We start from the raw sequence: 17,939 nt of genomic DNA on the forward strand, positions 1-17,939 counted from the left end.
GTCTGGCAGCGCATGCTGTCGGGCCGGCGTCTGGATCTGATGGACCCCTCGCCCCTCGATATCGAGTTGGCCGACATCGCGCATGGTCTGGCGCGGGTCGCCCGCTGGAACGGGCAGACCACCGGCGAACATGCCTTCTCCGTGGCCCAGCATTCCCTTGTGGTGGAGCAACTGGTTGCAGCCACCAGCAAGGATGCGCGATGGCAATTGGCCGCGCTGCTGCATGACGCCCCCGAATACGTCATCGGCGATATGATCTCGCCGTTCAAAAGCGTCCTCGGGGCCGGGTACAAGGCGATCGAAAGCCGTTTGCAACGGGCGATCCACCTGCGGTTCGGCCTGCCGGCAGACCTGCCGGCCGCGACGGCAAGGCTGGTGAAGCGGGCGGACAAGCTGTCGGCCTATTTCGAGGCGACACTTCTGGCGGGTTTCACCGTGCAGGAAGCGGAAACGCTGTTCTGCCGGCCCGACGGTGCCACTGTGGATCCGTATCTGTTGCGACCGCTTCCGGCGGGCGAGGTGGAAGCCCTGTATATCGAACGCTTTTCAACCCTCGACACCTTGGCGAAGGGCGCTGCTGTTCCAGTTTCCGGCTGACACCGGAACACCGCCGAAAGTAAAGGCCGATGTCCTATCTCGTCGTATCCTCTCTCCGGGACCTGCCCGCCACAGTCGCGGAACATGGCGCGCTCGATCTCGTCACGCTGATCAACGCGGACACCGATGTAACGCGCCCCGCCGAAATCGCTCCCGAGCGCCATCTGTTTCTGGGGATGAACGATATCGCGGCGCCACTGGACGGCATGATCCTGCCGGGAGACGACCATCTCGACGCCCTGCTGGAGTTCGGTCATCGGTGGGACAGGCACAAGCCGCTGGCCGTCCATTGCTGGGCGGGAATCTCTCGATCCACCGCCGCCGCCTACATCCTTGCGATTGCCATCAACGAGGAGCTCGACGAGGAAGCCCTGGCCCTGGAACTGCGGCGTCGGGCACCCTCCGCGACACCGAACGCGCTGCTGATCGCGCTGGCCGACCGCAAGCTCGGCCGTCAGGGCCGCATGGTAGAGGCCATCCGCAGGATCGGTCGCGGCGCGGACGCCTTTTCCGGTACGCCCTTCATTCTGCCACTGCAGCTCGAAGCGCACGCTCCAGCGCTGCAATGAATGCCCCCCGCGATTGCGGCTCGCCTTGGCCGCGGGGCATCCAGATATTGCGCGCCAGGAAATGGCCGGTCAGCGCAAACCCGTCGACCAGGTCGCTCCAGCCCGGCGCTTCGCCGGTGAAAAGGCAACGCGGCAGCGGCAGCAGCCGGTCTGCCCACGGCGCGCCCGCGGCTTGCGTCACCGCCCGGCCGGTGCGCGGCGATACATAGGCAAGGCCCTCGACGGCCCCGGTCAACGCACAGGCCGAGAGATCGAGCCCAAGCCCGAGTTCGTCCAGCAAGGCCAGTTCGAACCCCAGCATCATGCCACCGGCAAGACGGCAATCCTGGAGGTTCGGAAGCATTGTCAGACATGCCTCGTACAGGCGCTCGTGCGGATCGCGCTCCGCAAGCAGGCGGATGTGAGCGGCAAGCAGTTGCACGCCCTGCAGCGCCAGCGCGCTTTCCATGAAGGCGGCGGCGCGCATCTCGATTGGCTCGACGGTCAGCGTGCCCAGATGCTCGTCCAGCCGGGCACGCCAGTTGGCCTCCACCCGGTTGCCCGGTTGCAGCACCGGTTGCTGGCGCCGGGACCGGCCGCCGCGGACCAGGCCTAGATGCCGGCCCCGCGTACGCGTCATCACTTCGGCGACCACGCTGGTTTCGCCGTGGCGGCGCACCCCCAGTATGATCGCCTCTTCGCGCCATTCCATGAGCGTTCGGTCCGATGGACGGATGGATGGCTCAGGACGAGAAGTCCAGCCCCATCTCACGGTAGCGCTCCGGATCGTCGCTCCAGTGCTCGCGCACCTTGACGAACAGGAACAGGTGGATTTTCTGGTCGGCCGCCTCGGCGATCTCGGTACGGGCCGCCTGCCCGATCGCCTTGATCGTCTCGCCCTTGCGGCCCAGCACGATGGCCTTCTGACTATCGCGCTCGACGTAGATGGTCTGCTCGATCCGCACCGAGCCATCCGGCCGCTGCTCCCACAATTCCGTCTCCACCGTCGAGGCGTAGGGGATTTCCTGATGCAGGCGCAGGAACAGCTTCTCGCGCGTGATCTCGGCGGCAAGCTGGCGCAACGGCAGGTCGGAGATCTGGTCTTCCGGATAGTACCAGGGCCCTTCCGGCAGCCGGTCCGCAAGCCAGTTCATCAGGTCGTCGCAGCCCGAGCCGGTCAACGCCGAGATCATGAAGACGCGCTCGAACGCGACGCGGGAGCTGAGATCCTGCGTCAGCGCCAGCAGGTTCTCGCGCTTGATGCGATCCACCTTGTTGAGCAGAAGCACGACCGGGCGCCGGCTGTCCTTGAGGCGCTCGACGATCGTCTCGACGTCGGGCGAAACGCCACGCTCCGCATCGACGATGGCAAGCACCAGATCGGCATCCTTGGCGCCGCCCCATGCCGTGCGCACCATGGCCCTGTCCAGCCGCCGACGCGGCTGGAACACGCCCGGCGTATCCACGAAGACGATCTGGGTGCGGTTGCGGATGGCGATGCCGCGCACGAGAGCGCGCGTCGTCTGGACCTTGTGGGTGACGATCGACACCTTGGTGCCGACGAGCTGGTTCACGAGGGTCGACTTGCCGGCGTTCGGGGCGCCGATCAGCGCCACGAAGCCCGAGCGCGTGGGCGCCGTTTCGATTGTGGCGTCGCCGCCCGAGGTCTGTTCCTCAGTCAATTCAGGAGTTCTCTTTCGATCGATCTGTGTTCGGGAAGGATATCCCGCTTCGTCATGTCGGCATAGGGGCTGCCGTCAGCCCTTCGGCCAGATGCCTTCGCGGCGCAGGATCGTTTCGGCAGCCGCCGTTTCGGCCTGCCGCTTCGACCGCCCCTTGCCGGTCGCCGGGGCAATACCGTCGATGCTGGCCGATACCGTGAAAAGCGGTTCGTGGTCCGGCCCGCTCCGGTCGATCAGCGCGTAGACCGGCGGTCGGCCGACCTTCTGGTGCGCCCATTCCTGCAATTCGGTCTTTGGATCGCGCCGCGCCGAAGCTGGCGCCGTGACGCGGCTGCTCCAGTGCTTCATCACGAAGTCCCGCGCCGCGCCATAGCCATGCTCCAGATAGATGGCGGCGATCAACGCCTCCACCACGTCGGCACGGATGTTCCGCGTGCGTTGCGCCGCCAGTTTGGTCAACTCGCCCCCGTGGCGGATATACCGCCCCAGGCCGAGTTCGTCGGCGATGGCCGCGCATGTTTCCGCGGAGACGAGGAGGTTCAGGCGCAGCGAAAGCTCGCCCTCCGACGCCGTCGGAAATTCGTCGAAGAGGCGCTCCGCGATGGCGAGACCGAGCACCCTGTCGCCCAGGAACTCCATACGCTCGTAATTGGCGTCGTCCCGCCCCTGCTTGAGGCTCGAATGCGTCAGGGCGAGCTCCAGCCGATGGCGATCCTTGAAGGACAGGCCGATCAGCTTTTCCAACCCGTCGAGGCCCTTGGTCAGCTCAACCATGTGAAGAAACGTTCGATCCGCAGGTCGGACGGCCAGCGCCAGAACTTCAGGGCCCAGTCGCCATCGAGCGAGAAGAAGATGATCTGCGCCTTGCCGACGAGGTTTTCGAAGGGCACGTAACCGACGCTGCCACGGCTGTCGTCGGAGTTGTCCCGATTATCGCCCATCATGAAGTAATGGCCGGCAGGCACCACGAATTCGCGGGTGTTGTCCGCCATCGTCGTGGTCTTGTCGAGCGTCATGTAGCTGACGCCGTTGGGCAGCGTCTCGCGATACTGGGGCACCTCGATGCCGTTCGCCTCGACGAAGAAGCCCGCGGGCTCCTTCGGTACGGCGGTGCCGTTGATATAGAGCACACCGTCGCGCATCTGCACCGTATCGCCCGGCAGGCCGATCAGCCGCTTGATGAAGTCGACATCCGTGTCGGACGGCTTGCGGAACACGATGACGTCGCCGCGCTCCGGCTCCGACCCCAGGATACGGCCGTCGAACAGGTCGGGCGAGAATGGTAGCGAATATTTCGAGTAGCCGTAGCTCCATTTGGTGACGAGCACGTAGTCGCCCACCAGGAGTGTCGGGATCATGGAACCGGATGGAATCGAGAATGGCTGCAGCAGCACCGTGCGGATGACGAGCGCCAGCGCCACCGCCTGGACCACGGCGATGACCACCTCGACGAAGCTGGACGATTCCTTTTTTGCGGCCCGTTCAGCCATCTCGGTTTACCTCGATACATCGTGTGCAGGGGCGGAAACCTCCGCCATGTCGCAGAATTTCCCATGGTCTAAAGTGTTGTCGGTTTCAGGGCAATCGGCTGGCGGTCATCGCGTCGGCAGCGCCTCGATGATGACGAAGGCCTGCGCCAGCGGATAATCGTCCGTTATGGTCAAGTGGATGGCTGCTTCCATGCCGTCCGGCAGAAGCTTCGCCAGGCGTTCGGCCGCCCCGCCCGTCAACTGCATCGTCGGCTTGCCGGACGGCGCATTGACGACGCCCATGTCGCGCCAGAAGACACCCTGGGACAGCCCCGTGCCCAGCGCCTTTGCACAGGCCTCCTTGGCGGCGAATCGCTTGGCGTAGGAGGCCGCCCTCAGGGTGCGCCCGTTGGACTTGCGCCGTTCGACGTCGGTGAAGACGCGCGCTTCGAATCGGGTGCCGTGGCGCGCCAGCGTCGCCTCCACGCGGCGGATATCGATCAGGTCGCTGCCGATGCCGATGATCATGCCTGCCTCGGTCCTCCCTTGCGACGGTTCGCCTGATAGCCTTTCACGGCAGTGTAGAGAATGAAGTAGGCCAGTACCGCGAAAAGCGCGCCGAGGATCAGCGACCCGATCAGCATGGGTTCGAGATAGGGCTTCCATATGGCCGCGACGTCCATCGAGGACAGGGCTTCGCCGATGCCCTTGCGGCCCCCCTCCGCGCCTTGCGTCCCGATCAGCAGCCGGCCGACCTCGTAGGTGCCGGCCCAGATCATGGGGAAGGTCAGCGGATTGGCGACTGCCGTGCCCAACGCCGCCGCCGCCATGTTGCCGGAGATGCAGTAGGCGATGGCCAGCGCCATCAGGATATGTCCGCCGAGAATCGGGCTGAACGCCGCGAAGACGCCGGCCGAGAAGCCGGCCGCGATGGCGTGCGGCGTCGCCTTGAGCCGCAGCACGCGCTTCTTGAAATAGCGCATCGACCGCCCCCACGAGCGCCGGGGCCAGAGGAAGAGCCTCAGCCTGCCCCGGAACGTTTCGGGTTTACGGCGGCGGAACAGCATGGAGCGGCGACCTAGAGAGACCGGCTGCCGGGCTTGACCGGCGGGATCGCGGCAAGCTCGGGCGGCAGGGCGTCGACCGGATAGGCCGGCACCTCGTATTGCGCCAGCGCGATCAACGGTACGCCCACATCCACCTTGCCGGCCGACCGATCGATGACGCAGGCGGCGGCGACCACCTCGACGCCGATGTCCTGCAGCGCCTCGATCGTCTCGCGGATCGACAGCCCGGTCGAGACGATGTCCTCCACGATGACGACGCGGGCGCCGGGAGCCACCTCGAAGCGGCGCAGGCGGAAACGGCCGTTCTCGCGCTCGACATAGATGGCTGGCGGGCCGAGATGGCGCGACGTCTCGTAGGCGGGAATCAGGCCGCCGACGGCGGGCCCGACAATATAGTCGATCTGCCCGGGCACCGCCGCGCGTATCTTGTCGGCCAGCGCCCGGCAGAGACGCTCCGTCAGGTCGGGATGCATGAAGACGCGCGCCTTCTGCAGGAAGATCGGGCTCCGCAAGCCGGAGGTCAGGATGAAATGTCCCTCCAGATAGGCGCCCGCCTTGCGGAAGATTTCGATGACTTCGGACTGGTCCACGGGAGTTCCTGCCTGTTCCTGTTGCCGTCTCACCCGTTCACGCGGACGACATCCGTCACGCAGGCCTTGCCGCGCAACTGGTTCAGCGTACGGTTGAGATGCTGGAGGTTCCATACCTCAAGGTCGATCAGCATGACAGCGATATCCGGAGCGGAGGATACCGTTTCTAGCCCGCTGATATTGGCGTCGTTCAACGCCGTCGTCTCGGCGATCTCGGCGAGTGCCCCGGGCTCGTTCAAGGCCGATATCCGGATGCGGGCCGGAAAGCGCATGGTCATCTCGGCGTCGAGGTCCCAGCGGATGTCCACCCAGCGCTCCGGCTCGTCCTCGAAGGCGGCCAGCGCGGGAGACTGGATGGGATAGATGGTGATGCCCTTGCCCGGCTCCATGATGCCGATGATGCGGTCTCCCGGCACGGCCCCATCCGGACCGAAATGCACGGGCATGTCGTCCCCCACGCCGCGAATGGGAAGGGCTCCGCCATTGGCCTCGCCCTCGCCGCCTTCGCCGGGAATGCGGAAGATCATGCCGGTGGCGCTGCGCAGGCTGAACCATCCCCGCTCGTCGGACTTGAGGCCGTGGCGCGCGGCGCGGGTATCCTGAAAATCGGGATGCACCGCGCGCAGCACGTCCGCCGAGGCGATCTCGCCGCGTCCCACCGCCGCAAGCGCATCCTCGACGTCCTTGTGCCCCAGCTTGCCGAGATAGGGTTTCAGCCCATCGCGGGAGAAACTCTTGCCGGCGCGCTGGAAGCTGCGTTCCAGGATCTGCTGGCCGAGGCCGGAATATTGCTTGCGGATCGCCAGCCGGGTCGCGCGGCGGATGGCAGCGCGCGCCTTGCCGGTGACGGCGATGGATTCCCAGGCCTGAGGCGGCGTCGCGGCCTTGGAGCGGATGATCTCCACCTCGTCGCCATTGGCCAGTTCGGTGACGAGCGGCATGATGCGGCCGTCGATCTTGCAGCCGACGCAGGTATCCCCGACATCGGTATGCACGGCATAAGCGAAATCGATGGGCGTCGCGCCGCGCGGCAGCGAGATGAGCCGGCCCTTCGGAGTGAAGCAGAAGACCTGGTCCTGGAAGAGTTCCAGCTTGGTGTTTTCCAGGAATTCTTCCGGCGTGTCGCCCTGATTGAGAAGCTCGATCGTGCGGCGCAGCCAGGCATAGGCGCTGGACTCGTTCGACAGCCGCATATCCTGCTCGTCGCCGTCGATTCCGTCCTTGTAGAGCTCGTGCGCGGCGATTCCGTATTCGGCAATGTCGTGCATCGCGCGCGTGCGGATCTGAAGCTCCACGCGCTGGCGCGACGGGCCGACGATGGTCGTATGCAGGGAGCGGTAGCCATTCTGCTTGGGTATCGAGATGTAGTCCTTGAAGCGGCCGGGCACCATCGGCCAGGTCCGATGGACGATACCGAGGGTGCGGTAGCAATCCTCTTCCGTCTCGACCAGCACGCGGAAGCCGAAAATGTCCGACAACTGCTCCAGCGACAGGGCCTTGCGCTGCATCTTGGAGAAGACGGAATAGGGCTTCTTCTGCCGGCCGGAGACATCGGCCTCGATGCCGTTCTCCGCCAGCTTGTCGGACAGGACGCGCTCGATCTCGTCGATGGTCCCGGCATGCTTTTCCTTCAGCTCTTCGAGCCGTGCGGTCACCGTCTCGTAGGCTTCGAGATTGAGATGGCGGAAGGACAGGTTCTCGAGTTCCTCGCGCATGTCCTGCATGCCCATGCGGCCGGCCAGCGGCGCATAGATATCCATCGTCTCCTGCGCGATGCGGGCTCGCTTCTCGGGCCGCATGACGCCCAGCGTACGCATGTTGTGGAGGCGATCGGCGAGCTTGACGAGCAGCACGCGGATATCGTCCGCGATGGCCAGCAGCAGCTTGCGCAGGTTCTCGGCCTGCTCGGCCTTCTTGCTGACGAGTTCCAGCCGCTTGAGCTTGGTCAGCCCCTCGACGAGCTGGCCGATCTTGGAGCCGAAAAGCTGGTCGATCTCCTTGCGGGTGGCGTCGGTATCCTCAATCGTGTCGTGCAGCAGGGCCACGGCGATGGTGGCCTCGTCGAGGTGCAGATCGGTCAGGATCGCCGCCACTTCCAGCGGATGCGAGAAATACGGGTCGCCGCTGGCGCGCTTCTGCGATCCATGCTTCTGCATGGCATAGACATAGGCCCTGTTCAGCAACGCCTCGTCGAGATCCGGCTTGTAGGCCGCGACACGTTCGACGAGTTCATACTGACGCATCATGGCAGGCGCATTTCCGTGAAGCTGACGACGACAAAGAGGGCGCGCCGAACGTGCCGGCCGCGCCCTCTTTCATATAGGTTCTCCAAGGGGTGCACCGAAAGCCCCAATCGAGCGTAATCCGGCGCCGGAACCCTATCAGTAGTCGTCGTTCTTCTCGGGTGGGACGAGACCTTCGATACCGGCCAGGAGATCGTCCTCGGACATGCGGTCGAAGGTGATCGTCTCGACTTCGTCGGCATCGGCCTCGGCGATGACCGGCTGGGCCTGCGTGCCCGGCGCCGGAGCTGCCGTCTCGGGCTCGTCCACCTCGACATGCTTCTGCAGCGAGTGGATGAGGTCTTCCTTCAGGTCGCCGGGCGACAAGGTCTCGTCGGCGATCTCGCGCAGGGCGACAACCGGGTTCTTGTCGTTGTCGCGGTCGACCGTGATCGGCTGACCCTGCGAAATCTGGCGAGCGCGGTGACTGGCAAGCAGGACGAGTTCGAAGCGGTTCTCGACCTTGTCGACGCAATCTTCTACGGTGACGCGGGCCATGCCTGTCTCCTCGATCAAGGGGATTTACGGGTTGAAGCTGCACCCTTTAACGACTTGACAAAGGCAATACAAGGGCATGCCGCCGCAGTGCACGAAAACCCTCGCCAATCCTTGCTTGTTGACAAGTCAACGATGCAGTTGGCAAGCCACGGATTAACGGCTATCGTTCAGGCGCTTCCGGCAAGTCATGTGCGCATGGCACCGGATGCAGCAAAGATTTCAACCAAGACATTTTCATGACGAAGGACTTATGCACGTATTCGACTCCCGCGAAAAGATCGCTCTTTTCATCGATGGCGCCAACCTTTACGCCACATCGCGCAACCTCGGCTTCGACATCGATTACAAGAAGCTTCTGGTCGCGTTCCAGAAGCGGGGATACCTGCTCCGCGCCTACTACTACACGGCGCTTGTGGAAGATCAGGAATATTCATCCATCCGGCCGCTGGTCGACTGGCTCGACTATAACGGCTACAAGGTCGTAACCAAGCCGGCGCGCGAATTCACCGATTCTACGGGTCGTCGCAAGATCAAGGGCAACATGGACATCGAGCTTGCGCTCAATGCCATGGAGCTGGTGGAGACGGTGGATCATTTCGTGCTGTTTTCCGGCGACGGGGACTTCCGTTCCCTGGTGGCGGCGTTGCAGCGCAAGGGGCGCAAGGTCTCTGTCGTCTCCACGCTGGTCTCCAATCCGCCGATGGTCTCGGACGATCTGCGCCGCCACGCCGACCACTTCATCGACCTGAATTCCCTCCGCGCCGAAGTCGGCCGCAATCCCGCCGAGCGCGAAGCGCGGCTGGCGCGCCGCGCCGAGGCGGAAGCCGATCTCGACGACGACGCCGACTGAGCGCTTCATGCAGCTGGACGACCTGCCCGCCGCCGCGCATCCGGCGCCGGACTGCCCCATCTGCCCGCGTCTCGCCGCCTTCCGGCACGAGTGGCAGGCGCGCGAGCCGACATGGTTCAACGCGCCTGTTCCCCCTTTCATGCCGGTGAACGGGGCGGCGTCGGTCCGCCTGCTGATCTCCGGCCTTGCGCCGGGCCTTCGGGGCGCGAACCGAACCGGGCGCCCCTTCACCGGCGACTACGCCGGCGACCTGCTCTATTCCACGTTGAAGTCATTCGGTTTCGCCCAGGGCACCTTCGAGGCGCGGCCGGACGACACCCTGGAGCTGGTGGAAACCGCAATCGCGAACGGCGTGCGCTGCGTTCCGCCGCAGAACAAGCCGACCGGGCCGGAGATCAACAACTGCCGCCGCTTCCTGATGCCGGTGGTGGCGGCGATGCCCAATCTGCGAGTCATCGTGACGCTGGGCCGAATCGCGCACGAGACGACGCTTCGGGCCCTCGGCGCGCGGATGGCCGATGCGCCATTCTCGCATGGGGGATCAGCGGACGTGGGCGGCTATACGATCATATCGAGCTATCATTGCTCCCGCTACAACACCAATACCGGGCGCCTGACGGAAGAGATGTTCCACGCCGTCTTTGCCCGGGCGCGGTCCGCGCTCGACTCTGTTCCCAAGGTCAATCCGCGCGTGCCTGCTTCATCAGGCGCTGCTTCTGGCGGTTCCAGTCGCGCTCCTTGATGGTCTCGCGCTTGTCGGGCGCGTTCTTGCCCCGGGCCACGGCCAGCTCCAACTTCGCCATACCGCGGTCGTTGAAGTAGAGCCGCAGGGGCACCAGCGTCATGCCATCGCGCTGGACAGCGCCGGCCAACCGGTTGCGCTGAGTCTTGTGGACGAGCAGCTTGCGGCGTCGCTTCGGCTCATGGTTGAAGCGGTTGGCCTGCAGATATTCGGGCACGAAGGAATTGATGAGCCATATCTCACCGCCCTCCTCCGTCGCGTAGGACTCCGCGATGGTGGCCTTGCCCAGACGCAGCGACTTGACCTCCGTTCCCGTCAGGACGAGTCCGGCCTCGAGCGTATCCATGATCTCGTAGTGAAACCGAGCCTTGCGGTTTTCGGCCACGGTATTCGATTTCTGTTCCTTCGCCTTGGCCATATCTCGCTTCAGTCTCGAAAGGGCCGGCAATGCCGGCCCTGTGTCCATCTGGTCTGGTATCTAAATGGGGTTCCGGCCCGGGCGGGTCAAATCAGTTGATCAGCCCGGCATGGCGCAGGGCCGCGTCGATGGCCTCTTCCGTCTGCCGCTCGATCGGCAGCAGCGGCGAACGCAGATGGTTGCGGATCTTGCCAAGACGCTCCAGCGCATATTTCGGGCCACCGGGATTCGGCTCGATGAACATCGCCTTGTGCAGCGGCATCAGCTTGTCCTGGTAGGTCAGAGCCGCGGCGAAATCTCCCGCCAGGCATGCGTTCTGGAACTCGGCGCAGAGCCGTGGCGCGACATTGGCCGTGACCGAGATACAGCCATGGCCGCCATGGGCGTTGAAGCCGAGCGCCGTTGCATCCTCGCCCGAGAGCTGGATGAAGTCCGGGCCCATCGCGTGCCGCTGCTCGGAGACGCGATCGATCTTCGCCGTTGCGTCCTTGACGCCGACGATGTTGGAAAAATCCTTGGCCAGGCGCGCCATCGTCTCGACGCTCATGTCGATGACGGAGCGCGGCGGAATGTTGTAGATGACGATGGGCAGGTCGACGGCCCGGGCGATCGCGGCATAATGGGCATAGAGCCCGCGTTGGTTTGGCTTGTTGTAATAGGGCGTCACGACGAGCACGCCATCGGCCCCGGCTCCTTGCGCGAAGCGCGCGAGATCGACTGCCTCGACCGTATTGTTGGAGCCCGCGCCGGCCATCACCGGCACCCGGCCGGCGGCCACCTCGACACAGATTTCCACGACGCGCTTGTGTTCGGCATGGGTCAGCGTGGGGCTTTCGCCGGTCGTGCCGACAGGCACCAGCCCGTGGCTACCCTCGGCGATCTGCCATTCGACGAGCGTGCGAAAGCCCGCCTCGTCGAGGCTTCCATCTTCGTTGAACGGCGTTACGAGCGCCGTCATTGACCCCTTGAACATGACTGTCATTTCCTCTGCCGGCTCGCCCGGCAGCGGGCGCCGGCGCAGGGCGGAAACCGGCGGTCCCAAGCCCTATGCGTTGCGATTGGGCGCACCATAGTAAAGGGCAACTGGCTAAACAAGCGTCACGCCCGGCGTGATTGGGGCGTGATGCCATCGTGATGCCAAGCTTTACTCTCTTTTCACCTTGTCATGAGAGTTTTCAGGCGCTTAACCATTATCAGTCTGCGCGGCGACAAGCCCCGTAGCCGACCCGAAAGGTTCCGATGAGCGCGCATTCCCGTGTCCGCCAGCTAGCCCTTCAAACCGCGCTTGCCGGCCTGCTGGCCACCGGGGCGGCGGCCCAGTCGGCCATGCCCTCCGGCGTGCCGATGCCGACGCTGCGCTCGGCGCCGTCAGCGCCGGTGCCTTCTGCGCCGGTGGATGCGAGCCGTTTCGGCACCCCGGCGCCACGGCCGGCGCCAAGCTTTCCGGGAACGGCGCCGAAAGCGCCGGCTGCTTCCGCGCAGGCCGCCGCCGCCTTCACCTCGTCCATTGCGGCGACATCGCGAAGCGCATCCGTGCGCCCGGCCAGCGGCAGCCTCAAGGAGGGGCTGGATGCGACGCACAACAACATGGCGCGCGCCCGCGCCATCCGTGCGGGGATGGCGCCGAACTCGCTCGACCACAAGATCATGACATGGGCGATCGCGCTGAAGGGCGGCGGTGACGTGCCGGCAGCCGATATCGCCGCCGCGATGCAGGAATTGTCTGGCTGGCCGGGCATGGAGACCCTGCGGCAGAATTCGGAACGGGCGCTCTACCGTGAGAACCGACCCGCCCGCGATATACTGGCCGCCTTCGGCAGCAGCACGCCGCAGACACCCGAAGGAACGATGGCCCTTGCACGGGCGAATATCGAGACCGGGCAGGCCGGGCGCGCGAAACAACTGATCCAGACCCTGTGGCGCACCGAGACGCTGGATCGCGGCACCGAGCAAAAGATTCTCGGTACGTTCGGGACGCTGCTGACCAAGGCAGACCACAAGCACCGCATGGACATGCTGCTCTATGCCAACCGGGTCAATGACGCGCAACGCGTGGCCGGGCTTGCAAACTCGGAAACCCTGTTCCGCGCGCGCGCGGCGTCCATCCGGGGCGAGGCGAATGCGGACCGCCTGCTGGCGGCAGTGCCGCAAAACCAGCACTCCGACCCCAGCTACATGTTCACCCTCGCCGAGAACCTGCGCAAGCAGAACAAGGTGCGCGAGGCGGCGCGCATCATGATGAACGCGCCGCGCGATCCGGTGCAGCTTGTCGATCCGGACAGCTGGTGGAACGAGCAGCGAATCATTTCCCGCATGTTGCTGGAGCAAGGCGCCCGAAAGGAAGCCTATCAGTTGGCGGCGCGCCACTCCGCGCAGGGCGTCGTCGCACGCGTCGAGGCGGACTTCCATGCCGGGTGGTACGCATTGCGGGCTCTCGGCGACCCGGCAACCGCCAGTCGCCATTTCGCCCGGGTGGCCGAGGTTTCGAGCCGCCCCCTCACCCAGTCCCGCGCCTATTACTGGCTCGGCCGCGCCGCCGAAGCGGGCGGCCCCGGCAACGCCCGCAATTACTATGCCCAGGCGGCCCGCTTCGGCGCCACCTATTACGGCCAGCTCGCGGCGGCCAAGCTTGGCCGCTCGCCGGGCGACATCGCCTATCCGAGGCCAAGCAACGCCGACCGCCAGCGCTTCCAGAACCGCGATGCGGTGCGCGCCCTCGTCCGCATGCACGAGATCGGCTCAGACTGGCGCGCGGCGCAATTGTACCGTTCTCTGGCGGACGAGCTGGACAGTCCGGGCGAGCTTGCAATGCTCGCATCGCTTGCCGAAAGACGCGGCGATCACTCGATGTCGCTCGATGTCGGCAAGCGGGCCTATTCTCGCGGCATCGATGCTCCGGCGCTGGCCTTCCCCGTGGGTGTGATTCCCGACAGCGCGCGCATCTCGGCCGCTGGAAAGGCGCTCGCCTACGCCATCGCCCGTCAGGAAAGCGCCTTCAACCCCGGTGCCCGCTCGCCGGCCGGCGCGCTGGGGCTGCTGCAGCTCATGCCGGCCACGGCCCGTTCGCTGGCACAGCAGAACGGGATGTCCTATTCCGAAGCGCGGCTTTTGAGCGACGTGTCCTACAATGCCCAGTTGGGCTCGCAGTATCTTGGCCAGCAGATCGATGCCTTCAATGGCTCCTACGTCCTGACATTTGCCGCGTACAATGCGGGGCCACGGCGGGCACGCGAGTGGATCCAGCGCTTCGGCGATCCGCGCGGCCAGCCCATCGACGAAGTGGTGGACTGGGTGGAAATGATTCCCTTCACTGAAACCCGCAACTACGTGCAGCGCGTGATGGAGAATTATCAGGTCTACAAGATCAGGCTCGGCGCCGGCTTCTCCATCGAAAGCGACCTGACCAACGGACGCCGGGGCTAGTTCCCCGCCCTGAACCGAGAAGACCCAAAGCCCCTTCCACCGCTTGGCGGGAGGGGCTTTTTGTATGGCGGTCGCCCTTCCGCCGCCCGACGCGGCCTCACCGACGGACGCCGGCTCCCGTTCCCCGCCCTGAACCGAGACGACCCAAAGCCCCTTCCACCGCTTGGCCGAAGGGGCTTTTTGTATGGCGGTCGCCTTCCGCCGCCAGGCGCGACCTCACCGACGGACGCCGGGGCTTAGTTCCCGGTACTGGACCCGAGACGACCCAAAGCCCCTTCCACCGCTTGGCCGAAGGGGCTTTTTGTATAGCGGTCGCCTTCCGCCGCCCGACGCGACCTCACCGACCGACGCCGGCGCTCGTTCCCCGCCCTGAACCGAGACGACCAAAAGCCCGTTCCACCGCTTGGCCGAAGGGGCTTTTTGTATGGCGGTAGCCCTTCCGCCGCCCGACGCGGCCTCACCGACGGACGCTGGGGCTTAGTTCCCGGTACTGGACCCGAGAAGACCCAAAGCCCCTTCCACCGCTTGGCCGAAGGGGCTTTTTGTATAGCGGTCGCCTTCCGCCGCCCGACGCGGCCTCACCGACCGACGCCGGCGCTCGTTCCCCGCCCTGAACCGAGACGACCCAAAGCCCCTTCTACCACTTGGCCGAAGGGCTTTTTGTACGGCAGTGGCCCTTCCGCCGCCCGACACGGCCTCGCCAACGGACGCCGGCCCCCGTTCTCCGCCCCGACACGGGAAGACGAAAAGCCCCTTCCGCCGTTGGCTGGGGGCCTTTTGTATGGCGGTTGCCCTGCCAGGGGCTGACGGTCACCGGCTGCCGGACGCAAAAAGGGGCCCGGCAAGGCCGGACCCCTTCACTTCGGATCGAGTGAACTCGATTAGAAGTTGCGCTGGAAGCGGAGGAAGCCAGAGGTCTGGTCGTCGGAGGCAACGCCACCGAAGTCGATGTTCTGGTACTTCACTTCGGCCAGGACGTTCATGTTGGCGGTCAGGTCGTAACCGATGTCGCCGACGACGGCCCAGTAGTCAGCCGACGAGAACACGTAGCCGCCCGGAACTTCCGGAGCAACGAAGGCGTAGTCGAAGGTCTGGCCGTAGCGGCCCGAAACGCCGGCCGTTACGCGGTTGAACTTCTGCGAGTAACCAGCGCCGACCGACCATTCGAGGACGAGCGGGAAGGCACCCGGGGTCGGGTTCTCAAGCGTCGCGTTGCTCGGCAGGATGCCGCCGGCCGAGGTGAAGCCGCTGATGACGGCGTAGCTCGTCGGGTCGGAAGCCCAGTGACCGTCGACCTTGAGGGTCGAGTCGGCAACCAGGAGATCCTGCAGCGTCAGGCCGGCCTTGATGGCGAAGGCGTCGTTGCTGCCGTCGACATCGCGCTCGGGAATGAACGGGAAGAAGGCCGGCAGGTCGAGGTCGTCGATGCCGAACAGGTCGTTGACGTCTTCAGCGTTGAAGGTCTCGTCGTATACGGCGGAGAGGAACACGCCACCCCAGGCACCCGTGTAGGAGAGCTTGCCGTGGACGTCCGGAGCGATGTCACCCGTGCCGTCGTCTTCCAGGCCCAGCGTGGCAGCGAAGCCGCCCGTCGCGAAGGTGTAGGAGATCTGGTTGGTGTTGAAGTCGCCGATCGGGAGATCGTCGTCGGTCGGCAGACCGTCTTCGATGCCGCCGATGTCCGAGGACCACAGCGTGTCGCGGTAACCAGCGAGGAAGCCGCCGAGCTGCAGGTAGCCCTGCTCCATCGCGAACTCGTCTTCCGGGTTTGCACCGTTGTTCTGAGCCTGCAGACGGAAGTAGGCGCGCAGGGTGCCGAGTTCGGTCTCTTCGCGAACGTCGAGGTTCAGACGGGCACGAACCGAGGACAGAGCCTGGTAGTCGTCACCCTCGGAGTTGCCAGCCGGGCTACCCGCGACGTTGTACTGGAAACGCAAGTAACCGCTGGTCTTGATGCAGGTTTCCGTTCCCGGGATGTAGTAGAAGCCCGTGCCGTAAACGTCGCAAACGCGGACGTATTCGACCGGCTCGGGCTCGACCATGACAATGGCGTCGGCAGCGCGCGCGCCGGATACTGCGACGAGAGCCGCAGCGGAGCCGAGAAGAAGGCTCTTGATGTTCATTTCCTGACCTCCAGTCAAGTTCACAGGTATAGGGAGGGCCTTGATACGAAGGACAGCCTTCCCTGCCCCTTCCCCTTGAAAGAGGCAGGTTCGTCCCCCCGCCGCTTTCGAATCCCAACATAGCTACCACTGGTTGGGACGCAATCTGTAAAACCTCTAGTTGTCCCTGCTGACGCCGGTTGGTCACACCTCTGTTGCCATTTCGCCACGATTGCGTTTACCGCCTGTTAATAATTCGGGCAGTTTGCGGGCGGGATGAATTCGAAACGTCCAAATTCGGCGCAAGACTGGATAAGGCAAGCAAGCAAAAAGGCCCCCGGAGCGATCCGGAGGCCTTTCGATGATTGCAGAAGGTACGGGGCCCGGAGGCCCCGCCCGACTTAGAAGTTGCGCTGCAGACGGACGAAGCCGCCGAGCCTGTCTTCGGTGATCTTGGCAGAAGCCGGCGTGCCCTGGGCGGGCTGCTCGATGTTCTGGTAAGTCACCTCGGTCAGGAGGTTCAGGTTCTTGGTGATGTCGTAGCCGACGTTACCAACCAGGTCGAGGACGCCGAGCGCCTTGCCATCCGGGATGACGACGCTGTCGAACGTCTCGCCGTAGCGACCTGCGACTGCAACGCCGAGCTTGCCGAACTGTACGCTGTAGCCAGCACCGGCCGTCCACTGCAGCGGAATGCCTTCACGCGAGAGGTGATCAGTGTCGAGCGTGGCGAAGTCCGTCTTTTCCGGAGCGTAGTGACCCTCGACCTTGAATACCGAGTCGGCCAGCAGCAGGTCGTCGACCCAGGCGCCGAGCTTGACGGCATAGCCTTCCTCGGAGTCCGACGGAGCCAGGCCCGGAGCATAATAGACATCGGCGTCGGAGTCGTAGACGCCGGCGACGTATGCACCGCCCCAGCCTGCGCTGTAGGCGATCTTGGCGACGACGTCGAAGCTTTCGTCGGTGTCGGCGTCACGATCTTCCTTCGAGAAGACCGGGTTTTCCAGGCTCAGCGTGCCGGTCAGGCCGTCCATCGCATAGGTGTAGGAAACCAGGTTCGCCGTACGATCGCCGACCGCCAGGTCCGAATCGGTGAGAAGGCCGTCTTCGGCTCCGCCGATATCCGACGTCCACAGCGAGTCGTACAGGCCGGCAGTCAGACCGCCGAGCTGCAGGTAGCCGAACTTCATCTGGTAGGTGGCGCCGTCGGAACCATTCGCGTTCTGGGCCTGGAGGCGGACGTAACCGCGCAGCGTGCCGAGCTCGGTCTCTTCGCGGACGTCGAAGTTCAGGCGGGCACGAACCTTGGACAGGCCCTCATAGCCGCCGCCCGTCTCGACGCCGCCCGTCTCGATCGTGGCGTTCTGGTTGAAATCATACTGGTAGCGGACATAGCCGCCGACCTTCAAGCAGGTCTCGGTGCCCGGGATGTAGAAGAACCCCTTGCCGTAGACGTCGCAGACGCGGACATATTCAGCCGGCTCGGGCTCGGCGTTGACGATGGCGTCGGCCGCATGGGCGGCACCGGATACCGCGACCAGGGCCGCGGCGGAGCCGAGAAGTAGGCTCTTGATGTTCATTTCCTGACCTCCAGTCAAGTTTACAGGTTGGGTTGGGCCTTGTTCTGAAGGACAGCCTTCCCTGCCCCATCCCCCTGAAAGTGGCAGGGTC

At 64.8% G+C, this 17,939-nt stretch carries 18 protein-coding genes; 5 read left to right on the forward strand and 13 right to left on the reverse strand.

Translation table 11 applies throughout. From position 1 onward, the window contains the following. Positions 1-12: 12 nt before the first annotated feature. Both IGS74_RS15530 and IGS74_RS15535 read left to right on the forward strand, forming a co-directional pair. A complete protein-coding gene (locus IGS74_RS15530) occupies positions 13-597 on the forward strand; it encodes an HD family hydrolase (RefSeq protein WP_192391835.1) in 585 nt (194 codons plus the stop codon). Positions 598-626: 29 nt separating this feature from the next. Next, positions 627-1,166 (forward strand): tyrosine protein phosphatase, encoded by a 540-nt coding sequence (locus tag IGS74_RS15535; protein WP_192387299.1) that lies wholly within the window; start codon positions 627-629, stop codon positions 1,164-1,166. Here IGS74_RS15535 and recO read toward each other — a convergent pair. The 9 genes from recO to rpoZ all read right to left on the reverse strand — a co-directional run bounded on the left by recO (position 1,120) and on the right by rpoZ (position 8,733). Next, positions 1,120-1,857, reverse strand: a complete 738-nt coding sequence (recO, locus tag IGS74_RS15540) for a DNA repair protein RecO (protein WP_192387301.1) — start codon at positions 1,855-1,857, stop codon at positions 1,120-1,122. The genes IGS74_RS15535 and recO overlap by 47 nt on opposite strands. 31 nt (positions 1,858-1,888) lie before the next feature. Next, positions 1,889-2,827, reverse strand: coding sequence for a GTPase Era (era, locus tag IGS74_RS15545; protein ID WP_246722589.1), 939 nt, complete (start codon positions 2,825-2,827; stop codon positions 1,889-1,891). Positions 2,828-2,902: 75 nt separating this feature from the next. Beyond that, entirely contained in the window at positions 2,903-3,601 is a 699-nt protein-coding gene (rnc, locus tag IGS74_RS15550) for a ribonuclease III (RefSeq protein ID WP_039192258.1), read from the reverse strand. Next, positions 3,589-4,317, reverse strand: a complete 729-nt coding sequence (lepB, locus tag IGS74_RS15555) for a signal peptidase I (RefSeq protein WP_039192255.1) — start codon at positions 4,315-4,317, stop codon at positions 3,589-3,591. Before lepB ends, rnc begins: the two co-directional genes overlap by 13 nt. Before the next feature lie 105 nt (positions 4,318-4,422). After that, complete coding sequence (gene acpS, locus IGS74_RS15560) at positions 4,423-4,824, reverse strand: holo-ACP synthase (protein ID WP_192387303.1); 402 nt, start codon at positions 4,822-4,824, stop codon at positions 4,423-4,425. After that, the gene (locus IGS74_RS15565; protein ID WP_245283014.1) at positions 4,821-5,279 is read right to left on the reverse strand and encodes a DUF2062 domain-containing protein; all 459 of its coding nucleotides are present in this window, start codon (positions 5,277-5,279) and stop codon (positions 4,821-4,823) included. The genes acpS and IGS74_RS15565 overlap by 4 nt, the downstream gene beginning before the upstream one ends. Positions 5,280-5,374: 95 nt before the next feature. Continuing rightward, complete coding sequence (pyrE, locus tag IGS74_RS15570; RefSeq protein ID WP_039192244.1) at positions 5,375-5,953, reverse strand: orotate phosphoribosyltransferase; 579 nt, start codon at positions 5,951-5,953, stop codon at positions 5,375-5,377. Positions 5,954-5,982: 29 nt separating this feature from the next. Then, a complete protein-coding gene (locus IGS74_RS15575; RefSeq protein ID WP_039192241.1) occupies positions 5,983-8,199 on the reverse strand; it encodes a bifunctional (p)ppGpp synthetase/guanosine-3',5'-bis(diphosphate) 3'-pyrophosphohydrolase in 2,217 nt (738 codons plus the stop codon). Positions 8,200-8,334: 135 nt separating this feature from the next. Further along, on the reverse strand, positions 8,335-8,733 hold the full coding sequence (gene rpoZ / locus IGS74_RS15580) for a DNA-directed RNA polymerase subunit omega (protein WP_039193032.1): 399 nt from the start codon (positions 8,731-8,733) through the stop codon (positions 8,335-8,337). A 250-nt stretch (positions 8,734-8,983) separates the two neighbouring features. Here rpoZ and IGS74_RS15585 point away from each other — a divergent pair, with 250 nt between their 5' ends. Beyond that, positions 8,984-9,583: an NYN domain-containing protein gene (locus tag IGS74_RS15585; RefSeq protein ID WP_039192238.1), complete on the forward strand. Its 600-nt coding sequence runs from the start codon at positions 8,984-8,986 to the stop codon at positions 9,581-9,583. Between the two features lie 7 nt (positions 9,584-9,590). Beyond that, positions 9,591-10,325, forward strand: a complete 735-nt coding sequence (locus IGS74_RS15590; RefSeq protein WP_192387305.1) for a uracil-DNA glycosylase — start codon at positions 9,591-9,593, stop codon at positions 10,323-10,325. Here the strand turns inward: IGS74_RS15590 and smpB are convergent. Together smpB and dapA are read right to left on the reverse strand one after the other, a co-directional pair. Beyond that, a complete protein-coding gene (gene smpB / locus IGS74_RS15595; RefSeq protein ID WP_039192235.1) occupies positions 10,264-10,743 on the reverse strand; it encodes an SsrA-binding protein SmpB in 480 nt (159 codons plus the stop codon). The two genes, IGS74_RS15590 and smpB, sit on opposite strands and share 62 nt — an antisense overlap. 91 nt (positions 10,744-10,834) lie before the next feature. Then, entirely contained in the window at positions 10,835-11,716 is an 882-nt protein-coding gene (gene dapA / locus IGS74_RS15600; protein WP_192387307.1) for a 4-hydroxy-tetrahydrodipicolinate synthase, read from the reverse strand. Positions 11,717-11,982: 266 nt separating this feature from the next. On the opposite strand from dapA, the gene IGS74_RS15605 reads away from it, so the two are divergent. Then, positions 11,983-14,166, forward strand: a complete 2,184-nt coding sequence (locus IGS74_RS15605) for a lytic transglycosylase domain-containing protein (protein WP_192387309.1) — start codon at positions 11,983-11,985, stop codon at positions 14,164-14,166. Positions 14,167-15,047: 881 nt separating this feature from the next. Here the strand turns inward: IGS74_RS15605 and IGS74_RS15610 are convergent. Beyond that, entirely contained in the window at positions 15,048-16,289 is a 1,242-nt protein-coding gene (locus IGS74_RS15610) for a porin (RefSeq protein WP_192387311.1), read from the reverse strand. A 380-nt stretch (positions 16,290-16,669) separates the two neighbouring features. Next, complete coding sequence (locus tag IGS74_RS15615; protein ID WP_192387313.1) at positions 16,670-17,848, reverse strand: porin; 1,179 nt, start codon at positions 17,846-17,848, stop codon at positions 16,670-16,672. Positions 17,849-17,939: the final 91 nt, after the last annotated feature.

Origin of the sequence: Aureimonas sp. OT7, from assembly GCF_014844055.1 — a bacterium.
In the GTDB taxonomy this organism is placed as follows: Bacteria; Pseudomonadota; Alphaproteobacteria; order Rhizobiales; family Rhizobiaceae; genus Aureimonas; species Aureimonas altamirensis_A.